This is a genomic window from Hyphobacterium sp., assembly GCF_965217055.1.
Classification (GTDB): Bacteria; Pseudomonadota; Alphaproteobacteria; order Caulobacterales; family Maricaulaceae; genus Hyphobacterium.
In genome coordinates this window covers 1,266,655-1,286,832 of record NZ_OZ244227.1, presented here as the reverse complement: position 1 = coordinate 1,286,832, position 20,178 = coordinate 1,266,655, and the positions used below count along the sequence as shown (strand labels likewise).

21 protein-coding genes and 1 tRNA gene are annotated in these 20,178 nt (G+C 64.3%); 7 read left to right on the top strand and 15 right to left on the bottom strand.

Annotated elements, in window-relative coordinates:
- Positions 1-120: 120 nt before the first annotated feature.
- Positions 121-1,119: a biotin synthase BioB gene (gene bioB / locus ACOOFN_RS06450; protein WP_420434845.1), complete on the bottom strand. Its 999-nt coding sequence runs from the start codon at positions 1,117-1,119 to the stop codon at positions 121-123.
- Between bioB and ACOOFN_RS06445 the strand changes: the two genes are divergently transcribed.
- Positions 1,118-1,510, top strand: a complete 393-nt coding sequence (locus ACOOFN_RS06445; protein ID WP_420434843.1) for a teicoplanin resistance protein VanZ — start codon at positions 1,118-1,120, stop codon at positions 1,508-1,510. The genes bioB and ACOOFN_RS06445 overlap by 2 nt on opposite strands.
- Positions 1,507-2,331: a heme-dependent oxidative N-demethylase subunit alpha family protein gene (locus ACOOFN_RS06440; protein ID WP_420434841.1), complete on the top strand. Its 825-nt coding sequence runs from the start codon at positions 1,507-1,509 to the stop codon at positions 2,329-2,331. The genes ACOOFN_RS06445 and ACOOFN_RS06440 overlap by 4 nt, the downstream gene beginning before the upstream one ends.
- 46 nt (positions 2,332-2,377) lie before the next feature.
- Here the strand turns inward: ACOOFN_RS06440 and ACOOFN_RS06435 are convergent, their stop codons facing one another.
- From ACOOFN_RS06435 to ACOOFN_RS06400, 8 genes are all read right to left on the bottom strand, one after another.
- On the bottom strand, positions 2,378-3,904 hold the full coding sequence (locus tag ACOOFN_RS06435) for an alanine/glycine:cation symporter family protein (RefSeq protein ID WP_420434839.1): 1,527 nt from the start codon (positions 3,902-3,904) through the stop codon (positions 2,378-2,380).
- Between the two features lie 104 nt (positions 3,905-4,008).
- Positions 4,009-4,554, bottom strand: a complete 546-nt coding sequence (locus ACOOFN_RS06430; RefSeq protein WP_420434837.1) for a molybdopterin-dependent oxidoreductase — start codon at positions 4,552-4,554, stop codon at positions 4,009-4,011.
- Between the two features lie 79 nt (positions 4,555-4,633).
- Positions 4,634-5,173 carry a DUF4019 domain-containing protein gene (locus tag ACOOFN_RS06425; RefSeq protein WP_420434835.1) on the bottom strand — a complete coding sequence of 180 codons (540 nt, stop codon included), beginning with the start codon at positions 5,171-5,173 and terminating at the stop codon, positions 4,634-4,636.
- Between the two features lie 219 nt (positions 5,174-5,392).
- Positions 5,393-5,469, bottom strand: a tRNA-Arg gene (locus ACOOFN_RS06420).
- A gap of 45 nt (positions 5,470-5,514) precedes the next feature.
- A complete protein-coding gene (gene holA, locus ACOOFN_RS06415) occupies positions 5,515-6,567 on the bottom strand; it encodes a DNA polymerase III subunit delta (protein WP_420434833.1) in 1,053 nt (350 codons plus the stop codon).
- Positions 6,564-7,055 (bottom strand): LPS assembly lipoprotein LptE, encoded by a 492-nt coding sequence (gene lptE / locus ACOOFN_RS06410; protein ID WP_420434831.1) that lies wholly within the window; start codon positions 7,053-7,055, stop codon positions 6,564-6,566. The genes holA and lptE overlap by 4 nt, the downstream gene beginning before the upstream one ends.
- 2 nt (positions 7,056-7,057) lie before the next feature.
- On the bottom strand, positions 7,058-9,652 hold the full coding sequence (leuS, locus tag ACOOFN_RS06405) for a leucine--tRNA ligase (RefSeq protein WP_420434829.1): 2,595 nt from the start codon (positions 9,650-9,652) through the stop codon (positions 7,058-7,060).
- A gap of 42 nt (positions 9,653-9,694) precedes the next feature.
- A complete protein-coding gene (locus ACOOFN_RS06400; RefSeq protein ID WP_420434827.1) occupies positions 9,695-10,174 on the bottom strand; it encodes a DUF3576 domain-containing protein in 480 nt (159 codons plus the stop codon).
- A gap of 267 nt (positions 10,175-10,441) precedes the next feature.
- Between ACOOFN_RS06400 and ACOOFN_RS06395 the strand changes: the two genes are divergently transcribed.
- Together ACOOFN_RS06395 and ACOOFN_RS06390 are read left to right on the top strand one after the other, a co-directional pair.
- On the top strand, positions 10,442-11,626 hold the full coding sequence (locus ACOOFN_RS06395) for a porin (protein WP_420434825.1): 1,185 nt from the start codon (positions 10,442-10,444) through the stop codon (positions 11,624-11,626).
- A 102-nt stretch (positions 11,627-11,728) separates the two neighbouring features.
- The gene (locus ACOOFN_RS06390; RefSeq protein ID WP_420434823.1) at positions 11,729-12,148 is read left to right on the top strand and encodes an NtrZ family periplasmic regulatory protein; all 420 of its coding nucleotides are present in this window, start codon (positions 11,729-11,731) and stop codon (positions 12,146-12,148) included.
- Here ACOOFN_RS06390 and ACOOFN_RS06385 read toward each other — a convergent pair.
- Positions 12,145-12,762 (bottom strand): thiamine phosphate synthase, encoded by a 618-nt coding sequence (locus tag ACOOFN_RS06385; RefSeq protein ID WP_420434821.1) that lies wholly within the window; start codon positions 12,760-12,762, stop codon positions 12,145-12,147. The two genes, ACOOFN_RS06390 and ACOOFN_RS06385, sit on opposite strands and share 4 nt — an antisense overlap.
- Between ACOOFN_RS06385 and ACOOFN_RS06380 the strand changes: the two genes are divergently transcribed.
- Complete coding sequence (locus ACOOFN_RS06380; protein WP_420434819.1) at positions 12,761-13,444, top strand: YggS family pyridoxal phosphate-dependent enzyme; 684 nt, start codon at positions 12,761-12,763, stop codon at positions 13,442-13,444. The two genes, ACOOFN_RS06385 and ACOOFN_RS06380, sit on opposite strands and share 2 nt — an antisense overlap.
- On the opposite strand, the gene ACOOFN_RS06375 is transcribed toward ACOOFN_RS06380, so the two are convergent.
- Positions 13,434-13,940 carry a L,D-transpeptidase family protein gene (locus tag ACOOFN_RS06375; protein ID WP_420434817.1) on the bottom strand — a complete coding sequence of 169 codons (507 nt, stop codon included), beginning with the start codon at positions 13,938-13,940 and terminating at the stop codon, positions 13,434-13,436. The two genes, ACOOFN_RS06380 and ACOOFN_RS06375, sit on opposite strands and share 11 nt — an antisense overlap.
- Positions 13,941-14,248: 308 nt before the next feature.
- On the opposite strand from ACOOFN_RS06375, the gene ACOOFN_RS06370 reads away from it, so the two are divergent.
- The gene (locus ACOOFN_RS06370) at positions 14,249-14,935 is read left to right on the top strand and encodes a response regulator transcription factor (protein ID WP_420434815.1); all 687 of its coding nucleotides are present in this window, start codon (positions 14,249-14,251) and stop codon (positions 14,933-14,935) included.
- A gap of 15 nt (positions 14,936-14,950) precedes the next feature.
- Here ACOOFN_RS06370 and xth read toward each other — a convergent pair whose 3' ends face one another.
- The 4 genes from xth to ahcY all read right to left on the bottom strand — a co-directional run bounded on the left by xth (position 14,951) and on the right by ahcY (position 18,286).
- Entirely contained in the window at positions 14,951-15,766 is an 816-nt protein-coding gene (gene xth, locus ACOOFN_RS06365) for an exodeoxyribonuclease III (protein WP_420434813.1), read from the bottom strand.
- Positions 15,767-15,779: 13 nt separating this feature from the next.
- Positions 15,780-16,370 (bottom strand): hypothetical protein, encoded by a 591-nt coding sequence (locus tag ACOOFN_RS06360; protein WP_420434811.1) that lies wholly within the window; start codon positions 16,368-16,370, stop codon positions 15,780-15,782.
- Between the two features lie 5 nt (positions 16,371-16,375).
- Positions 16,376-16,828 carry an energy transducer TonB gene (locus tag ACOOFN_RS06355; protein ID WP_420434809.1) on the bottom strand — a complete coding sequence of 151 codons (453 nt, stop codon included), beginning with the start codon at positions 16,826-16,828 and terminating at the stop codon, positions 16,376-16,378.
- A gap of 66 nt (positions 16,829-16,894) precedes the next feature.
- Positions 16,895-18,286 carry an adenosylhomocysteinase gene (gene ahcY, locus ACOOFN_RS06350; RefSeq protein WP_420434807.1) on the bottom strand — a complete coding sequence of 464 codons (1,392 nt, stop codon included), beginning with the start codon at positions 18,284-18,286 and terminating at the stop codon, positions 16,895-16,897.
- A 263-nt stretch (positions 18,287-18,549) separates the two neighbouring features.
- On the opposite strand from ahcY, the gene ACOOFN_RS06345 reads away from it, so the two are divergent.
- Positions 18,550-20,178: a hypothetical protein gene (locus ACOOFN_RS06345; protein WP_420434805.1), complete on the top strand. Its 1,629-nt coding sequence runs from the start codon at positions 18,550-18,552 to the stop codon at positions 20,176-20,178.

The following is a 20,178-nucleotide window of genomic DNA, read 5'->3' as shown; positions in this document are numbered from 1 at the left end:
TCACCCCGTCCTTCGAGGCTCGCTTCGCTCGCACCTCAGGATGAGGTGACTCATTCTCCCGACTTTAATCCTGCCTCATGGTGAGGTGCTGGCCGGAGGCCAGCCTCGAACCACGCACAACTACTCCGCCGGTGCCGAAGGGGCCGCCATCGGTTCCAGCCCGAGATCACGCATCAACGCACCGTCCTGTTCCAGGTCCGGATTGGGCGTGGTCAGCAATTCCTCGCCGACAAAGATCGAGTTTGCCCCGGCGAGGAAGCACAGCGCCTGCAATTCGCGGCTCATCCCTTCGCGCCCCGCCGATAAACGGACCACGGAGCGCGGCATCATCAGCCGCGCCGCCGCAATGGCGCGCACGAAATCGAAGCCGTCCAGCGGCTGGGCATGCCCCAGCGGTGTGCCCTCGACCGCGACGAGATGATTGATCGGCACGCTTTCGGGATGCGGCGACAAGCGCGCCAGCTCGACCAGCAGGCCGATCCTGTCATCCTCGCTCTCGCCCATGCCGAGAATCCCGCCACAGCAGATGTGCAGGCCGGCGCCGCGGACCCTGGCGAGCGTGTCCAGCCGGTCCTCATAGGTCCGCGTCGTGATCACCGAATTGTAGTATTCGCGGCTCGTATCCAGATTGTGGTTGTAATAATCCAGCCCTGCAGCCTTCAGCCGCTCGGCCTGGCCGTCTTCCAGCATGCCCAGCGTCACGCAGGTTTCGAGCCCTTCGGACTTCACGCCCTCGATCATTTCGCAGACCGCGTCGACATCGCGATCCTTCAAGGAACGCCAGGCCGCGCCCATGCAAAACCGCGTCGCGCCGCCGGCTTTCGCCTTGCGCGCCTTGTCGAGCACGTCTGCCACCGGCATCAGCTTGGAGGCCTTCAATCCGGTCTCGTGGAAGGCTGACTGGCTGCAATAGCCGCAATCCTCGGCACAACCGCCGGTCTTGATCGACAGGAGCTGGGATTTCTGCACCGCGTTCGCCGCATGGTGCTGGCGGTGCACGCTTTGCGAAGCGAACAGCAAATCGTTAAATGGTGCGCGATAGACCCGGAAAGCCTCTTCTGGCGTCCAGTCAAAGCGCGGCTTTGACAAGGATTCGATATCAAGGACAGTTGCGGACATGGCCCCTCGCTCGTCGTCAGGTTTTGCGGACCCTAGAAAGAGCCTCGCGCTGCGGCAAGTTGCCAAGGGCATGTTCTGGCTCGCATTAGCCGCGATCTCGGTGATTGCGCTATTGCCGGGACTGGCTGCGCCGCCACGCCTGCTCGGCACCGACAAGATCGAGCACGCCGCCGCTTTCGCCGTGTTGGGCCTGCTCGCGGCCTTTGGATGGCGCGGCCTGCCGCTCTGGTTCATCGGCCTGGGCCTGGTGGCACACGGTACGCTGATCGAGCTGATCCAGGGCTCGCCGATCCTGCAGCGCACGACGTCCATCGCTGACCTCGTGGCGGACGCTGTGGGGATTGCGCTCGGCTTCGGTCTCGTTGCTTTGCTGGGACTTCGCCGCGCGTGACCCGTCCGCCTTACAAGCCGTTTCACGATGGACCGCCCCGGTTTCAGGTCGGTTTGCGGCGTATCGATCCGGGTCAATGGCTCGTTCCGGACCCGGAAACGCACTGGCTGCCATTGAAGAACCAACGGCTCGATGCCGAGCCGGACAAATACTATCGCGCCCGTACCGATGCCGCGCCGGCCGAAGCTGAAGCCCTGTCGCGCATCGAGGCGGCGACCGGTCAGCGTCGCTCTGATCGCGATGAACCCGGCCTTGTCGCGGCCGGCCGCCTCGTGTCCGACGATCTCGTTGTCATGGAGAATCGCGGCGAAGGCTGGATAGCGACGAGCCTGCTCCTCACCCAGCCGACGTTTTTCTCGCTCGACGCCAGTTTCGATCGCGAACTGCATCAGCTGCATGTCCCGGTCCCGGGCGGATCGCCGGGCCTCGCCGGGAAGATTGCCCGCGTCTTCGACCGCATGCCGGCCGGCGAAGTGTTCGAACGCTTCAACTGGACGGTCCAGCTCGGCGCGGAACGCTGGTGGCCGCATGGCAGCGCGATGCGCGACCGGCTCGACCACCTGCCGCGCGAACGCGCCATCGAGGAACTGGTCTTGCGCGTCGAGCGTCAGACCCTGGTTCGGCTGGAAGCCACGAATGCCGTGCTGTTCTGCATCCGCATTTGCCTCGACCCGCTGGCCGAGGCGCTGGCAGAACCGGCAGATCGCGCGGCCTTTGCCGCGAGCTGGCGCGCGGCCTCCGAGGATGCCCTCGCCTACAAGCGCTGGGGGCGGTTCAACGCCCATGTCGAGGCCGCGCTCGAGGCTATGGATACCGCATAGAAAAAGGCCCCGCCGGATGGCAGGGCCTTGATCGTTTCAACCGGACCTAGCTGGCCGGATGGCTGGGATCCGCCGGATCTGACGGATCCGGCTCGCCCGGCGCGGGCGGTTCGGTTCCCCAGACATCGCCTGCCCAGTTCGGTGGCAATTCGCCGGTCTTGTCGAAGCGGCGCGTATAGGCCACGACCGCGCCTGACAGGAGCAGCAGCGCCACCACATTGGGCAGCAGCATGGTAGCGTTGGCGATGTCGCCGAAGCGCCAGAGGCCGGCCACATTGGTGATCAGCGTTCCGCCGAAAGCAACGCCCACCCACAGGAAGCGGAACGGCTTCGCCGCCCAGTCGCCGACCACGAACGTCGCGCATTGCTCGGCATAATACGACCAGCCAATAATCGTGGTGAAGGCAAAGAGCGCCTGCGCCGCCAACACCACCCAGGCGCCGCCGATCATGCCCTCGGAATACGCCGCCGTGGTAATGGCTGACGCTTCGAGGTCCGCAGACTGCCAGGCGTAGGCGACCGTGCCGCCGGCTGACGGATAGGCGCCTTCGACGACCAGGATGACCAGCGCCGTCATGGTGCAGATGATCATCGTGTCGATGAACACGCCGAGCATGGCGATCTCGCCCTGCTTGACCGGGTTCTTGGTCTGCGCTGCAGCGTGCGCGATCGGGGCCGAGCCCTGGCCGGCCTCATTGGAGAACAGGCCGCGGGCCACACCGGCCCGGACGGCCGCGAGCACGCCATAACCGGCGAGGCCGCCGCCGGCCTGCTCCCAGCCGAACGCGCCTCCGATGATCAGCATGAAGGCATCCGGAATGTGTCCGGCATGGGTCACCAGCACGTAGAGCGCGGCGAGAATATAGGCCCCCGCCATGAACGGGATGATCTTGCCGGCGACATTGCCGATCGACTTGATGCCGCCAATGATCACGACGAAGACCAGTGCGGCGAGTACCAGGCCGACGGCCCAGTTCGGAACGTCGAGACCCAGCGTGGTGCCGGCCTCGACTGCCGATTGCGTCACCGAGTTCGCCTGGATGGCGCCGCCCGTGGCGACCGCCGAAAGGATACAGCCGAGGCAGAACAATATGGCGAGCCAGGTCCAGCCCTTGCCCAGCCCGTTCTTGATGTAATACATCGGCCCGCCGTGGAAGTGCCCGTCCGGGTGCTTCTCCCGGTAGCGCACGGCGAGGCTCGATTCGGCGTAGGCCGCGGCCATGCCGAACAGCGCGGTGACCCACATCCAGAAGATGGCGCCCGGACCGCCGAGCGTGATCGCGGTCGCGACGCCGGCGAGATTGCCGGTGCCGACCTGTCCGGAAAGCGCGGTCGACAAGGCATTCCAGGGCGAGATTTCGCCTTCGCCCGTGCCCTTGCGGCCGCTCCAGAGCTCACCGAAGGCCGGAAACAGCCGCCGCAGCGGCCGGCCGCCGAGGATCAACATGAAGATCAGGCCGGTGCCCAGAAGGGCGATGGTGATGATGCCGACGGGCAGGATGCGATTGTCGCCCCAATTCCCGCCCCAAAGAAAATCGCTGACCGTTGTGGCCAGTTCGAAAAAGGCGTCCATACCTCTCCCCAAGGTTACCTGGCGGCGACCTTAGAAAGCTCTTTGGCGGTTGAAAACGCTTTTCTGGCAGGAAATGACAGTGTTGTGACCTGGCCCGGCTTTGCCTAGCGCACCTCGATCGAGAACACGCCCCAGACCCAGTCCGCATCGTCGATGTCGGCCAAATCATCATCGTCATCTCGCGGCCAGACGACCATTGCCGGTCCGAAACCGCCAATGTTCAGCGCATCACCTTCCATGCGGATGGCGACGATCACATCGTGTTCGAGGATCTGGTCGATCTCGATATCGCGCTGATAGCCGTCGAGGGCCGTCACCGTGAGCATCGAGCCTTGCGGATCGGCGATCTCCAGCACGTCGCGCAGGAGCGGTCCGGAGAAATGCCGAGTCTCGCCGCCCGCGGGATAGGCGACGCGCACCGAGTGCTGCTCCATGTCGGCCAAGCTGGCGAACGGCATCACGCACGCCGAGTCGAACTCGATGCCATAGGCGCGGAAGAGCGGTTCTGTTGCCGGATCGGTCGCGCCGCGGTCGACGGTCCCGATCGCTCCGTGAATGGTGACCAGATCGCCGCCTTCAGCAAATTCGGGATCACCCGAACAGGCTGCCAGGCTGATCGCTGCAACGCATACTGCCAGAATCCGGATCATGTCGAAGGCCCCCGCTACTTTCGCGCGAAACATAGCTGAGTCTTGGCGCCGGGTGAACGGGAAAGCGGACCTTGACCCGCTATTGCCGGAAACTCTGACGGTAGCGGCTCTCGTCGGTGCGCGTCATGATCACGGATGTCTCGCCCAGCGGCCGGTTCAGGATATTGCCGCCGCCAAAGCGCCAGCCATCACCGCTTTCCGCCATCGCCGCATACTCGGTCAACTCGTCCTCAACCCCGGAATAGCGCGTCCTGAACATCAAGAAGACGTAACGCACGCCGGGACGATAGCAGTGGCCGCGCTCGGTACAGGGCAGGGTGTCTGCCTCGATCGGCCCGGCCTGCAAGACCTCGATTGACGTCAGTTCACCGGTATGCCGCCGCGAATCCTGCATGAAGCGGGTCCAGCGCTCGCGCGGCCACCAGGTGCGGATGCGCCGGTCGGTCAGCTGCCATTGCTGGTGATAGTCTTCGGACTGGTAGGCGTTCAGCCAGTCGAGGAAGACGTCATAGGCTTCGCGCACCTCGGCTTCGCTGGCGGGCTCGTTGCTCTGGGCCTGGACGGGCGATGCGGTCAGCAGGAAAGACCCGGATAAAAGCGCAATGAGAAAGTATTTCATACATAGAGCGAACATGACGCACGCTTCTTATTCAACTCACGCTTTGGTGAGATGGTTCTGTCAAAGGAAGCCATTGCCTGCGCGATACAGGCACGCTTGTTTGACCGGACCTCGCGGCAGCGAGCCCCGAACCCCTTCGGGTTCGGCAAGTGCGACTGCGCGCCCGCAGCGTAAGCGAGGAGCGAAAGCCCGGATGGGCTTGAGCACAAGTAATGAAGCTGGCGCACCCGACAGGATTCGAACCTGTGACCTCTGCCTTCGGAGGGCAGCGCTCTATCCAGCTGAGCTACGGGTGCGTAGGGCGCGTTGTCTAACCGAGCGGGCGCGGGCGCGCAATGCCCCTATCGCCGTGCCGACAGGGCTTCGCCGCGCAGCGCCAGCTTGAGCAACAGATCGCCGGCGATCAGCTCGGCCGGAGACCCGCTCCGTTTCATCTGGCGTTCCGCGTCAAAGGCCGCCTGCCGCGCCTGGTCCAGCGACCGCGCCGCCCAGATCGACGCCTGGCGTTCGACGACCGGCTTGCCCGGCGGATAGCGCGGCGCCCCGAGGCGCAGCGCGGCGTCATAACCATTGATCTGGATTTCGAGGAGCTGGTCGATCCGGCGCTGGATGGCCCGGACCAACCCGACCCCGCTGGCGCCACCGGCCCGCGCCCGCATCCAGCCGGAATCAGCCGCTTTCACCGCCCCCGACAGGGCGCTGTCGACAATCCGGTCGAGCGCGCCGTCGCCACCTGACGCGGCACAGGCCTCCACATCCGCGAGCGTGACACTGTCCTCGCCCTCCGGCCGGACAGCCCTGGGCCCCTTGTAGAGGATCAGCTTGTCGATCTCGGAGCGGGCAATGCCGCGATCGCCCTCGATCATCGGCAACAGCCGCGCCCGCGCATCGGCGGCTAGGGTCAGGCCTTCGCCAGCGAGCGCCTCTTCGGCAAACTCGGCCAGTCCGCGCGCGGTTTCGACATAGCACGGCACGGCCAGCGCCTGCTTGGCGGGTTCGAATGCCTTGCGCAGCTTGCCCGCCGGTTTGAGATCGCCGGCCTCGACCACCATCCAGGCTTCCGCGGCGGCATTGCCGGCCTCGTAATCCTTGAGGAAGGCGGCGACCGGTGCCCCGCCCGCCTCGCTGGCAAGCTGCACCCGGACCAGCCGTTCGCCGCCCATCATCGACAGCGCTGCCATGCTGTCGGCCAGCACCGCCGGGTCGGATTTCAGGTCCTCGTCGGTAAGACGTGTGACCGCGAACGGATCGTCAGGATCGGCGAGCAGGACCTTGACCAGGGCATTGGCGCGCTCGCGCACCAGGCCGCGGTCCGGCCCGTAGATCAGCCAGGCGCGCAGCGATGTATCGGGTTTCGCAATGCGCCCTGCCGCGTCGCGCGCGGTCGCCTTCACTGGCCGTCGCGGTGGACGTGCCGGGCGATACGCAGCGCCATGCGGTCCGCCGCCTCCTGCGTCACGCGTTCCTCGGCATCGCGCCGCGCCGTGATCGCCGCATAAGGTTCGCGCGGGATGTCGAATGTGGCCTCGGTGCGAACCGCCTCGGTCAGCACCGGTGTCCCGGTGGACGTGTCCACCAGTGAGAAATCAACCGTCAACACAAGCGCAGCGCGGCTGGCAATGTCGTCAGCCCCGACGCCCAGGCCCGAGCGGGTCGTGTCGGTCACTGCCACAAGCCGGTAACGGCCGCCAGACGGCGTCCCGAAACGATCGTTCAGGGCTTCGTCCAGCAATTGGTCGATCCGCTCCTGCCCTTCGACGGATACGCTGATATTGCGAACGGTCGACACCTGGCGGGCATCGCCATAGAGCGGCTGGAAGGCACAGGCCGACAGGCCGGCAGCGCCCAGCGTCAGAAGCAGTACGGTCAATGTGCGTTTCATCTTCATCCCGCCACGATATTGACGATCCGGTCAGGGACCACGATCACTTTGCGCACATTAAGGCCTTCCAGCGCCCGCGCCACCCCCGGATCCGCCAGGGCTTCGGCTTCGGCATCCGCCTTGTCGGCCCCTTTAGGAAGCGCGATCTCGCCACGCCGCTTGCCATTGACCTGCACGGCGATGGTCACTGAATTGTCGACCAGCAGTGCCGGATCGGCTTCCGGCCATGGCGTGCTGACCACCAGCCCGTCGCCGCCCAGCCGCGTCCAGCACTCTTCGGCCAGGTGTGGCATGAAGGGCGCGATCAGCTTGGCGAGAATGCCCAGCGCTTCCGCCTCGGCGGCCTCGGCGGCCGGGCTGTCGGCGTCGAATTTGCGCAGCGCGTTGACGAAATCGTGGATCCTGGCGACCGCCGAATTGAAGCGGAAGCCTTCAATCGCCTCGGTGACGTCCCGGATCGCACGATGGGCGGTCCGCCGCAGCTCGAGCGCCGCGCCATCTGCTTCATCGGCCACGGTTTCCGGGCCGAACGCCTCGCCGGCACGCTCGTCGACGATCGACCAAAGCCGCTGGATGAACCGCCAGACACCGTCGACGCCGCCATCGGTATATTCGACATCGCGCTCGGGCGGACTGTCGGACAACACGAACCAGCGGGCGGCATCGGCTCCGTAGGTGTCGATGAAATCGTCGAGATCGACGACATTCTTCTTCGACTTCGACATCTTCTCGATGGCGCCGACCTTGACCGGCTTGCCGGTCGCGATCTCGAACACGCCACCATCGCGAGGTTCGACCTCGGTCGGCAGGAGCCAGCGCCCGTCATCGGCCTTGTAGGTCTCGTGCGTGACCATGCCTTGCGTGAACAGGCCGGCGAAGGGTTCGCCTTCGGGCAGGTCGATCAGTCCGCAATCGTGCAGCGCCCGCGTCACGAAGCGCGCATACAAAAGGTGCAGGATGGCGTGTTCGATTCCGCCGACATATTGATCGACCGGCATCCAGCGCTGGGCTTCGGTGGCGTCGAACGGCTTGTCCTGCGGCCAGGGCGAAGCAAAGCGCAGGAAGTACCAGGACGAGCATACAAAGGTGTCCAGCGTGTCGGTCTCGCGTTGCCCCGGTCCGCCACAGGACGGGCAATCGACACTTCGCCAGCCTTCATGCCGGTCGAGCGGATTGCCCGGTTGATCGAAAGTGACGTCGCGCGGCAATTCCACCGGCAGATCGGATTCCGGCACCAGTACGACGCCGCATTTGTCACAATGGATGACCGGGATCGGGCAACCCCAATAGCGTTGCCGCGACACCAGCCAGTCGCGCAACCGGTAGGTGGTCGCGCCTTCGCCGAGCCCGGCCTTTTCGAGTTTCTCGATGACGCGTTCGATCGCCTCGTCCGTCGACAGCCCGTCGAGGAAATGCGAATTGTAAATCATGCCCGGCCCGGTATAGGCCTCGTCAGAAATGGCATGTGTTTCGGCATCGGCGTCAGGCGGCAGGACGACCGGCGTCACGTCGAGATCGTACTTGCGGGCAAATTCGAGGTCGCGCTGATCGCCGGCCGGAGAGCCGAACACCGCGCCCGTGCCATAGGTCGACAAGACGAAATTCGCCGACCACACCGGAATTTCCCATGACTCGTCGAACGGGTGCAGCACCTTCACGCCCAGATCGATGCCGGATTTCGGCGCTTTCTCGATTTCTTCCTGGCTGGTGCCGGATGCAGCGCATTCGCGAGCGAACTGCGCGATCGACGGGGTTTCGTCCGCCAGCGTCTTGGTGATGGCATGGTCTGCGGCCAGTGCGAGGAAGCTGGCTCCGAAAATCGTGTCCGGCCGTGTCGTGAACACCTTGATTCCGGGCATGCCGAACCGCTCGGCATCCTTCGAATCGGCGAACGGGAAGGTGATATGTGCCCCGCGCGAACGGCCGATCCAGTTCGCCTGCATCAGGCGCACCTTGTCCGGCCAGCGATCAAGCGTTTCGAGACCGTCCAGCAGGCTGTCGGCATAATCGGTGATCTTCAGGAAATACTGGTCCAGCTCGCGCTGTTCGACGGGCGCGCCAGAGCGCCAGCCCTTGCCGTCAATCACCTGCTCATTGGCGAGCACCGTATTGTCGACCGGGTCCCAGTTGACCTTGGCCTTGCGCCGTTCGACCAGGCCCTTCTCGAAGAATTTCAGGAAGATGGCCTGCTGGTGGCGGTAATAGTCCGGCTCGCAGGTCGCGATCTCCCGGTCCCAGTCGAGCGACAGGCCCAGCCGTTTCAGCTGGCCGCGCATCACCTCGATATTCTTCAGTGTCCAGTCGCGCGGATGCACCTTGCGTTCGCGCGCGGCGTTCTCCGCCGGTAGGCCGAACGCATCCCAGCCCATCGGGTGCAGGACATCGAAACCGCGTGCCCGCTTGTAGCGCGCCACGACATCGCCCATCGCATAGTTGCGCGAATGCCCGACATGGATCTTGCCTGACGGGTAGGGAAACATTTCCAAGACATAGTATGTCGGCCGGTCAGACGCTTCGCGCCCGGCGCGATCGACACCCTGACCGGCCCAGTTGCTCTGCCATTTCGGCTCGGCTTCCCTGGGATTGTATCGGCTCATTTTATAAGGTCCTGATCCCGCGTGATGGCGCGGGTCGAAGCATTAATCGTCGAGAGTCGAGATTCGCAGCTGACGCGCCCGCGTCAGGATGGCGTTCTCGATGTCGAGGGCGGTCTGGGTCGCGACAGAGGCATCGATCCATTCGCCGTCCTCGGCCCGTTCCTGGCGGAAAACCCGGACCGATAGCGCATCGCCGCGCAGCCGCGTGTCGAGAATGTAGACCGTGACCTGGAAGCGCTCGGACGGAAACTCCGGATTGGCATACCAGTCCGTGACAATAACGCCGCCGAACGGGTCGACTTCACGCAACGGCATGAAGCTGATCGTGTCGAGGCTGGCGCGCCACAGGAAGCTGTTGACACCGATCCCGGCCGGACGCTGGTCAACCGACCGGCTGGGCAGGCTCGGCAGACGAAGGCCGCTTCGCTCGTCACCACCCGCACCACGCGAAGAAGAACAGGCCGCAAGCGCGAATACGGAGAGCGCCAGAACCGGCAAGGCAAGTGAGCGGCTAAGCTTCATCGATCAGTCTCCAAGAGAGAAGGTGAGCACAACCGGCAGACAGCCGGAAAGCTGTGCGATCTATAACATGCGAAACGCGCATGGCCAGCCACAAGCGACACCTGATTCAGGGAGAGTTTGCGGGAAGCCGGCGTGGCTTTCAGGACACAACCGCCTTTTTCTTGCCTTAATCGGGGCAGCGCTTGCTTGACGTTAAGGGCCGGTGCGGTGTGGATTGGCGTCTCGTCCGGGGGGACGGGGCCGACCGGCGGGGCCGCGAGAGGCACGATGACACGGTATTGTGGCGCGATCATATTCTCCGCGCTTTCCGTAGCCCTCGCGGCCGCGCCGGCGCATTCACTTCAGGATGATTGGCCAGAATCGGGACCGCTCTCCACGGTCGAGTTCCGTTTTTCTGCCGATGCGGCGCTGGTGTTCGCGGCGGCGGATTATGGCGGCAGCACGCTCGCTGACCTCGATCTCGGCTTTGAATGGGAAGGTATTTCCGACAATGGCTGGCGCTGGGGTGCGGATATCGGCTTGCAGGCCCAGGCCGACAGTCCGCGCGATGGCTTCGCCAACCAGGCAGCCAACGCCGCGCCGCCAAGGCGCTCGCTGGCAACCGGCCGCTACACGGGCGGTGCACCTGAAGGCGGTGGCGAGGCTTTTGCCGCAAGCCGTGCCAGCCTGTTTCTCCGAACCGGATGGGGTGAGCTCCGTGCCGGTCTGACACCCGGTGCTGCGGCGCTGGAGACCGTGCCCATGCCGACCGGCTCTGCCTTTCTGCGCCTCGACGGCGGGCCGCTGGCAACGCCCTACGGCGCGGCCATCCGGACCCTGAATGCCGCATCGGGCCTCGGCCCGACCCTGGTCTACACCACGCCCCGCATTGTCGGCCTGAGTGCCTCGGCCTCGTTCACGCCGCAAACCCGTTATTGCGGAATCGATTTCTGCACGCCCGGCGCGTCTGCCGCTGGCCCGGCCTCGGCGCGGCTGGATTCCGTGTTCGAAGGCGCGCTTTCTTTCGATCACACCTTTGACAGCGTCGGCCGCGTTCGGCTTGGCGCGAATATCGCGTTCGCCGACCCTGCATCACCGGCCTTCTCGCAGGATTATGCCGCCTATGGTCTCCAGGCCCGCTGGTCGCAGAATGGCTGGAATGCCGGATTGTCGGCATTGTGGTCCGATAACGCCGTTTCGGGCGGCCGCTATAGCGCGGTTATGACCGCATTGCGCTATGATTTCGGTGATTGGAGCGTCGGCGCTGAATGGGCGCGGGCCGAAGACGATTTTCTCGGCGAGGACCAGACCGCTACCCAGTTCACGATTTCGCGACTGGTCGGCGACGCGCACAGTGTGGCATTTGGATTACACGATATCGAGACGGATCTCGCATCAAATCAACCCTTAGCTATTGGAATCAATGGCAGAAATGGTGTTGGCGTCTTTCTCGAGATCGCCGTCAGCCGCTAGAGGGTTGGAAAATTCGGCTAAATTCGCCGTAAGAGTCAGTTTCGCCTCTTCGCCTTTCGTAAGCAATTGCCTATATTCTGAAGTCGTTGAGGGGTAATTGTCATGCGTTTGGCGTGCAACTCGAAATGGATCGCTGGTGCAATCGTGGTGGCTTTGGCCGCCGCGCCGGGTGCTTTTGCGGCTCAGGACGTGGTCAGCGCATCCAGCGAAGACGATGCCCAGCAATGGTATGAGACCTACACGCTGAGCTCGGATATCGCGCCCGGCGTCAATCTCGATTTCCCGGAAAGCGAAGTGGAGTTCGACTCCGGTGATGGCTGGGGCTTCACCCTCGGTTTTGACCGCAGCGATGACCAGCGTCGCGAGTTCGATTCCATCGAGACCGGCGTTTATGTCGATCTCAACAGCCGTTTCCGCTTCGGCGGCTCGATCCGCTTTTCCAACCCCGACAATCTTGTCTCAGGTCCGGAATTGCAGGAGCGCGCACCGGAAGTGAAGTTCGAGACCGGCTGGCGCTTCTAGCGCTTGAGGCCGTCGATCGCGGCCAATCCCGAAAATCCTGATGCCTCCAGCCTGCGCGCCGAGTCTGCCGTGATTCCGCCGAGCGCATAGACCGGCAAATCCGCCTGTCGCAACAGCGACGCTGCGCGCAAGCGTCCCAGCGGCGGTCCGCTTCCCGCGCTGCGCGTACCGAATACCGGTGACAGCAGCGCAGCATCGGCGCCGGCCTGCGCCGCCGCGGCCAGTTCCGCCCGGCTGTGCGCAGAGACCGTCATGACCGCCTCCGCATTACGCCGCCGCCAGTCGAGCGCCGTCCGCAACTCCCGCGCTGGCCAGTGAACCCCGTCAGCATCGCAGGCATCGGCCAGCTCCGGATCAGCAGCGATCAGCAGAACGATGTTCTTGTCCCGTGCGATCGCAGCGAGCGCACTCGCCTGGACAAACCGTTCCGCCCGTCCGAAATGCCGGTAGATCAGCGCACACTCGTCGGGCAGACCGGCGGCGAAGGCCGCCACGTCCAGCACACGGTCCGGGTCGCTTAGCGCGACCAGCGGTGGCAGCACCCCTGGCACGCCGGGCCATCTGGCTGCCAGCCTTGCCAGCCGCGTGGCATCGTCATAGGTGCGAAGCGTCATGAGCACCGATCTAACCGCTTTCGCCCGCCGCCGCGACGACATTCTCGGACGCATTGCTGCTGCTGCACGCACCGCCGGGCGCGACCCTGCAGACGTCTCGCTGGTCGGCGTTTCCAAGCAACAGCCCGATGACCGCATCGAGGCGGCACTCGCCGCCGGCCACCGCGTATTCGGCGAGAACCGCGTGCAGGAGGCAGAAAACCGCTGGCAGGCGCGGCGTCGCGATTATCCCGGTCTCGAACTCCGGCTCGTCGGCCCCTTGCAGACCAACAAGGCGGAGCAGGCCGTCGCCCTGTTCGACGTGATCGAGACACTCGACCGCGAAAAGCTCGCCCGTGCGCTGCGCAAGGCGATTGGCAAGGTGAAACGCACACCGCGCCTCTACGTCCAGGTCAATACCGGCGAGGAGGAACAGAAATCCGGCGTTCTTCCGCACAATGTCGCTGGTTTTCTCGATCTCGTGCGCGATGAATACGGTTTCGACATTGAGGGATTGATGTGCATTCCGCCGGTCGGCGAACCGGCCGGCCCGCATTTCGCCCTGCTCGCCGATCTGGCGGCGGCCAACAATGTACAGAAACTGTCCATGGGCATGAGTTCGGACTACGAGACAGCGGTGAAATTCGGTGCCACCAGCGTGCGCGTCGGCTCCGCCCTGTTCGGCGAACGCCCTAGCGCCTGATCTCCAGCAGATCGCCGGGCTGCGCGAGTTTGAGCACGGCCTCCAGGTCCGCCCGCGCCAGAGCCACGCAACCGAGTGTCGGTGGATGGTTCGGCTTGGCGCAGTGCAGGAAAATCGCCGAGCCGAGCCCCGGGACCGGCGGAGCATCATTGTGCGCAAGGATGACAATTATGTCGTAGAGTTCGTCTTCTCGTTTCATCTCCTCACAGGATGCCGGATAGGGCAGGCGGACCGGCCGGTTATAGGCGGGGTCGTCGGGCGCGTCGCACCAGCCATCATCGTCGCGAATTGTCCGCACCGGCAGACGGGTTTCCGGTTCCGCGACGCGGTCGGCGCGATACAGAACCCGCCGCAAGCGGTAGACGCCGAGCGGGCTTGCCTTGTCGCCCTCGCGCTTGTCGGCCTCGGCCACAACACCGCTCTTGCCCAGCGCGGCAGCGTATTCGCCATCCGGTGCCAGAAAGCGTCCGCTGGAGGTCACAGTGAAAATCGTCATGCCGCGATTAGCCGTCAGCCGGCCGCCAAGATCAAGCGGTCGGCGCGGGACGCCAGACTTCAGGCCAAGCCTGGCGCGGCGCCCCGAACGCCTTCCCCACCACGGAAGGTTCACGCCGCTGGACCTGCAGGCCTGGCGTGCCGGGCGTTAACCATGCAATATTGCGGCCATTATCACGCTGTGCTGACGTCACCGTAACACCATTGTGCGCTTGACCGTGATCGCCGCACCGGGTCATTTCTGCCGCAACTTTTCTGCCGGTCGGCAGGAATTGCCTCCCCTCGAAAAACTGGCATGATCAAAAAACCATGAGCGCTAAAAAAACGATTCTCTGCGTCGACGACGATGACGACCTCCGCGAAACCCTGATCGAACAATTCGGATTCCATGATGAATTCGAGGTCCGCGATGCGGCCAATGCCAGCGGCGGTATCAAGATCGCGCGAGACGAACGGGTCGATCTCGTCCTGCTGGACGTCGAACTGCCCGACATGGACGGGCGCGAGGCCTGCCGCCTGATGCGCAAGAATGGTGTCAGCGCGCCGATCATAATGCTCACCGGCCAGGACACCGATGCCGATCAGATCCTCGGTCTCGAATCCGGCGCCAATGACTATGTCACCAAGCCGTTCAAATTCTCCGTCCTGCTGGCCCGGGTGCGTGCCCATCTCCGTAGCCATGAGCAGAGCGAGGACGCGGTCTTCCAGATCGGACCGTATGAATTCAAGCCCTCGATGAAGCTGCTGATCACCTCGGACGAGAAGAAGGTGCGCCTCACCGAGAAGGAAACCAATATCCTCAAATACCTTTATCGCGCCGGCGGCAAGCCGGTCTCGCGCGATGAACTCCTGCACGAGGTCTGGGGCTACAACCCGAACGTCACCACGCACACGCTGGAAACCCATATTTACCGGCTGCGCCAGAAGATCGAGTCCGATCCGGCGCGCTCGCGCCTGCTGATCACGGAAAGCGGCGGTTACCGGCTGCAGAGCTAGCGCGGTAGCGCCCGGCTAGAGCACCAGGTCCAGCACCACCGGCACATGGTCCGATGGTTTCTCGCGGCCGCGTTCCGGCTCGTAAATCCGGAATCCGTCGCGCCCCCTGGCCAGCGCCGCATCGCGCAGGGGCGGGGTCACCCAGATGTGGTCGAGCCGCCGGCCGCGATTGGACAGCTTGTAGTCCCGCGACCGATAGCTCCACCAGGTGTAGATCTTCTCCGGCTCCGGAATCACCTCGCGGGCAACGTCGATGAAATCGCCGGCTGTCTTGACCGCATTCAGCTTGTCGACCTCCACCGGCGTGTGGGAGATCACCTTGAGCAGCTGCTTGTGCGACCAGACATCGTTTTCCGTCGGCGCGATGTTGAAGTCGCCAAGGATCAGGATCTTGTCGCTCTGCGTGTCGCGCGCGCCGAAATAGTCGGCCATGCGGTCGACGAAATCGAGCTTGTGGGCAAAGCGCGGATTGGCCTCGACATCCGGCTCGTCACCGCCCGCCGGGACATAGAAATTGTGCAGTTCGATGCCCGCCACTCCAACCCGCTGGTGGCGCGCCTCCTCGCGCGGGCAGATCGCTTCGTCTCCGAGATCCTCGAGCGGCAGTTTCGAGGCGATGGCGACGCCGTGCATGCCCTTCTGCCCGCGAATGTGGAAATGCCCATAACCCATATCCCGGAACGCCTTTTCCGGGAATTGCTCCTCGAGGCATTTGATCTCCTGCAGGCACAACACATCCGGCTGGCAGGCGGCAACGAAGGGGGCGATCAGCGGTTCGGCGCGCAGCCGTACGGAGTTCACATTCCAGCTGGCAATGGTGAGCTTGGTCATAAAACAGCAGCCTTCAGAGAATGTTGTAGGTGGAGCCGGCGAGTCCGACCGGCCAGCGCCCGCGAACGAAGAGCCGCCAGCGTGCGAGGAAGGCGTGTGGCGGATCCTCGTCTTCGGCTTCGGCGAGAATGACCAGCGCTGCACCGTTCGCAGCCTGAACCAGGGCGCCGGCCGCGGCATTGAGAACGGCCTCGTCGCGCATGTCGCCGAGCGAAGCCGAATAGGCGACCGCGTCCTGGGCGGCTTCGCCGGCTTTCAGCCCGACATATTCGAGCGCGGTCTGGATCGCGCTTTCATCCAGGCGCTCGGCGGCTTGCGCTACCAGCCCGGCGCGCAGCATTTCCTCCGCTTCCCAGCCCTCGGGATTGAAATCGAGCGCTTCGGCGGCCTCGGCCGCTTCTTCCCAGCTGGTCAGGAGACCCGGTTCGGCGTGCGGAAAGCCGAGCGCGTCGAGATAGGAGCGGGACAGATCGGCCTCGCGCTCGTCGAGCGGGTCGCCAAGCCGCATGAACAAGCGTCCGTCGACAATGCCGTCGGCAAAGGCTCGGACCTTGTAGAGCAGCGGTATTTCATCCAGCAGGCGGACGATATCGTCATCTGACATGAGGCTTACCTGATCCGGACCTGGCCATTACGGAATTCGAACAATACCACGCAATTCGACAGCGCCTGCCCTTCCGGCAATGCCTCGAACCGCCAGCGCTGAACGGCGCGTTCGGCGGCGCCCTCGAAATACCCTGCGGGCACGCTTTCCGCAGCCCGCACCCGGTGCGGCCGCCCGGTGTCATAGACATGGAAACGGACCACGACCCAGCCCTGCAGCCCGCGTGACCAGGCCCGCGGCGGATACGCCGGCATTTCGAATTCCCGGGCGGCCAGTTGCGCGCCCTGGCAATCCTCCGGCCCGATAAGCCGCTCGACATTGGCAGGCACCGGGAAAGGTTGCATTGCGCGGAACGGTTCGTCGCGCGGGTCCAGCCCCCCCGCGCCCGGCAGCGAAGACACGGCCGTGCAGCCGGACAGGACCAGCGGCAGAACGAGAAACACGAGGCGGGCAATCATCGAATCAGGCTCGCAGTCCTTGCGGCAAGGGAAACGCCCCGGAGCCGTCCCCGGGGCGTTCGCCTGCTAGTAGCGGTAATGCTCGGCCTTGAACGGACCGACCTGTTCCACGCCGATATAGTCGGCCTGCTCCGGCGACAGCTCGGTCAGCTTTGCGCCGAGCTTCGGCAGGTGCAGCGCGGCGACCTTCTCGTCGAGATGCTTGGGCAGGATGTAGACCTCATTCTGGTACTGATCGCCACGCAGCCAGAGCTCGATCTGTGCCAGCACCTGGTTGGTGAAGGACGCCGACATCACGAAGGAGGGGTGACCATTGGCATTCCCGAGGTTCACCAACCGCCCTTCCGAAAGAAGGATGATCCGGTTGCCTTCCGGGAATTGCACCAGATCGACCTGCGGCTTCACATTGGTCCACTGGAAGTTCCGCAGCGCCTCGACCTGAATCTCGTTGTCGAAATGGCCGATATTGCAGACGATCGCCATGTCCTTCATGGCGCGCATATGATCGACGGTCAGCACGTCCTTGTTGCCGGTCGCGGTGACGAAGATATCGCAATCATCGACGACGTCCTCGACGCGGACCACGGCGTACCCGTCCATCGAAGCCTGCAGGGCACAGATAGGGTCGACTTCGGTCACCGCCACGCGGGCACCGGCCTGGGCCAGCGATTCCGCCGAACCCTTGCCGACATCGCCATAACCGCACACCAGCGCCGTCTTGCCGGCCATCATCACGTCGGTGCCGCGCCGGATCGCGTCGACCAGGCTTTCCCGGCAGCCATAGCGATTGTCGAATTTCGACTTGGTCACCGAGTCATTCACATTGATCGCCGGGAAGGGCAGCTCGCCGCGCTTCTGCATCTGGTAAAGGCGCATCACGCCAGTCGTGGTTTCCTCCGACACGCCCTGGATGGCGGCTTTCGCCTTGGCGAACCAGCCCGGGCTTTCCTTGATCCGCTTGCGGATCTGCGCAAACAGGAATTGCTCTTCTTCCGATTTCGGCTCACCGAGAACCGACGGATCATTCTCCGCCTTCTCGCCGAGGATCAGGTACAGCGTCGCATCGCCGCCATCATCGAGGATCATGTTGGCGGTTTCGCCGTTCGGCCACTGGAAGATGCGGTCGGCGAAATCCCAGTATTCCTCCAGCGTCTCACCCTTGTGCGCGAACACCGGAATATTCTTCTCGGCAATCGCGGCGGCGGCGTGGTCCTGCGTCGAGAAAATGTTGCACGACGCCCAGCGGACGTCCGCTCCGAGCTCGACCAGCGTCTCGATCAGCACCGCCGTCTGGATGGTCATGTGCAGCGAACCGGCAATGCGCGCGCCTTTCAGCGGCTTTTCACTGCCATATTCCTCGCGCAGCGCCATCAGGCCGGGCATTTCAATCTCGGCCATTTCGATTTCGGTACGGCCCCACTGGGCAAGCGAGAGGTCTTTTACGGCGTAGTCAGTCATGGATCGAGGGTCCTTCCGTTCTGGAATTCAATGGAATGATGACCCTCCGGGGCGGGGACTCCCGGCCGGAAAGGGGTTGTCAGGCGCCAGTTATCATGCCCCCGGCACCGGCACAATGTGGGGCGGCGGCCTATGCTGGAAAAGAATCTGGCCGGTCCCTGACTCTTGCGGCCCAATTCTTGTATAACCGACCCCCAAGTGCCTGCGGGAGGTAGGCCTTGCCGCGGCGGGTGTGCCGCAAAGTCGTATCAGGGGGTGGGTTCATGTCGAGTATTCCGGGGGCACATGCCAGCCTGGGTTTCGGGCGTAAACGGGTGGAATTCTACGCTTCACCGGGCGTGACCACAGACGCGGCGCATCGCCGTCGCGGCGAGCACGATGTGCGCGATGTCGATGGTCATACCCAGACGCTCCGACTGTCGCGTCCTGATACACCTCTGGACAATGGCGAGACCGTCACCGTCCTGCGCATGCAGAGCGGTCCCGATCACGATTCGCGTCCGGTGGCGCTCATCAACCATGACCGCAACGCCTGGACGCGCACCTCGCCCGACGCGACCGGCGCGCTTGGCCGCAGCGGTGTCACCCGCGCGGTCAACTGGTGGCTGGCCATGATCGCCTTCATCGTCGCGACGCTCACCTTTTCATGGCCGGACGTGCGCCTCTTCATGCTGGAAGTCGATCCGGCCCTGTTTGCATCGCTGCCGCAGCTCGACCTGTTTGCCATGGCCACGGCCCAGGCGCCCGCACTTGCCGGGTTTGACGTTGCCGCGGCCATTCCGGGCGTTACAGGCCTGGTATCGCAGCTTGGCCTGCCCGAATGGCTGACGCCCAACGTCCTGGTCTTCACCCTCCTGTTGTCGGGATTGGCGATGTTCACCTATTTCGCCCGGTCATGGCGGATCGTCTGGGTGCCGGTTTACATCCTGGCAGCCCTGGTCACCGGCCTGGCGCTGGGCACGGCCTCGCCGTTGATGCCGGCATTGCTGGCGCTTGCCGGTGTGGCACTGGTCTTCTGCATTGGCGGCACCATCAATCGCACCCGCGATGCCGCACGGCTGGAGGGCCGGATTGCCCGATTGAGCGAGAACATCCTGCGCAATCCGCCGCGCGAAGCCGTGACCGCACCGGCAGCCGCCGCTGCCGCGCTTGCCGCCACCGCCGCTCAGGCGGACGCGGCCGAAGAAATGACCGACATCGCTGCCGAGGAATCGCGCGAAGCCGCGGACGCATCGGATGCGGAAGCGGCCGGGGCAGACGCCGTCGAGGCTGACGCAGAGACTCGCGACGAGTCCGACAGCGATGATTCTGACGCCGAACCCGAAACGTCGGAAGCAGACAACGAACTGCCGAGCGATGCCGATCTTGCGGCAGCGCGCGCCGATACGAAACGTGAGAACGGCGACGCACCGTCTCCGGCCCCGGCGCTTGCCGTTCCGGTTGCCGCCGAGATCGACGACATCGCTGAAGATCGCGAAATGATCCTGCCGCCACCACCGCCGCTCGCCAATCGCACCGTCAACGAGACCGGCGGATCGGGCGAGGCAGGCGAGCCCGATATCGCCGAAGCGCCGACCATCGCGGCGTCGATGACCGATTCCGATACAGCAGAAGAGACGCCGGAGACGAGCGAGGCAGCGCCAGACATCGTCCAGACGCCGGCCGAACCGGCCCCGCCGGAAAGCGTCAGCGAAACGCCGCCAGCTGTTGAAGAATCTTCAGAACCGGCATCCGCAGAAGGTGACGAATCCCCGGCGCCAGTGGCCGCAGACGATGCGGAAATCATCGAGGTGGAGGCCGTCGATGCGCCGCCCACGCCGGAAGACGACGAATCGGATCCGTTTCTCAATGCGGCTTCGGAAGCCGAAAGCGGGCGTGACGAAAAGCCCTAG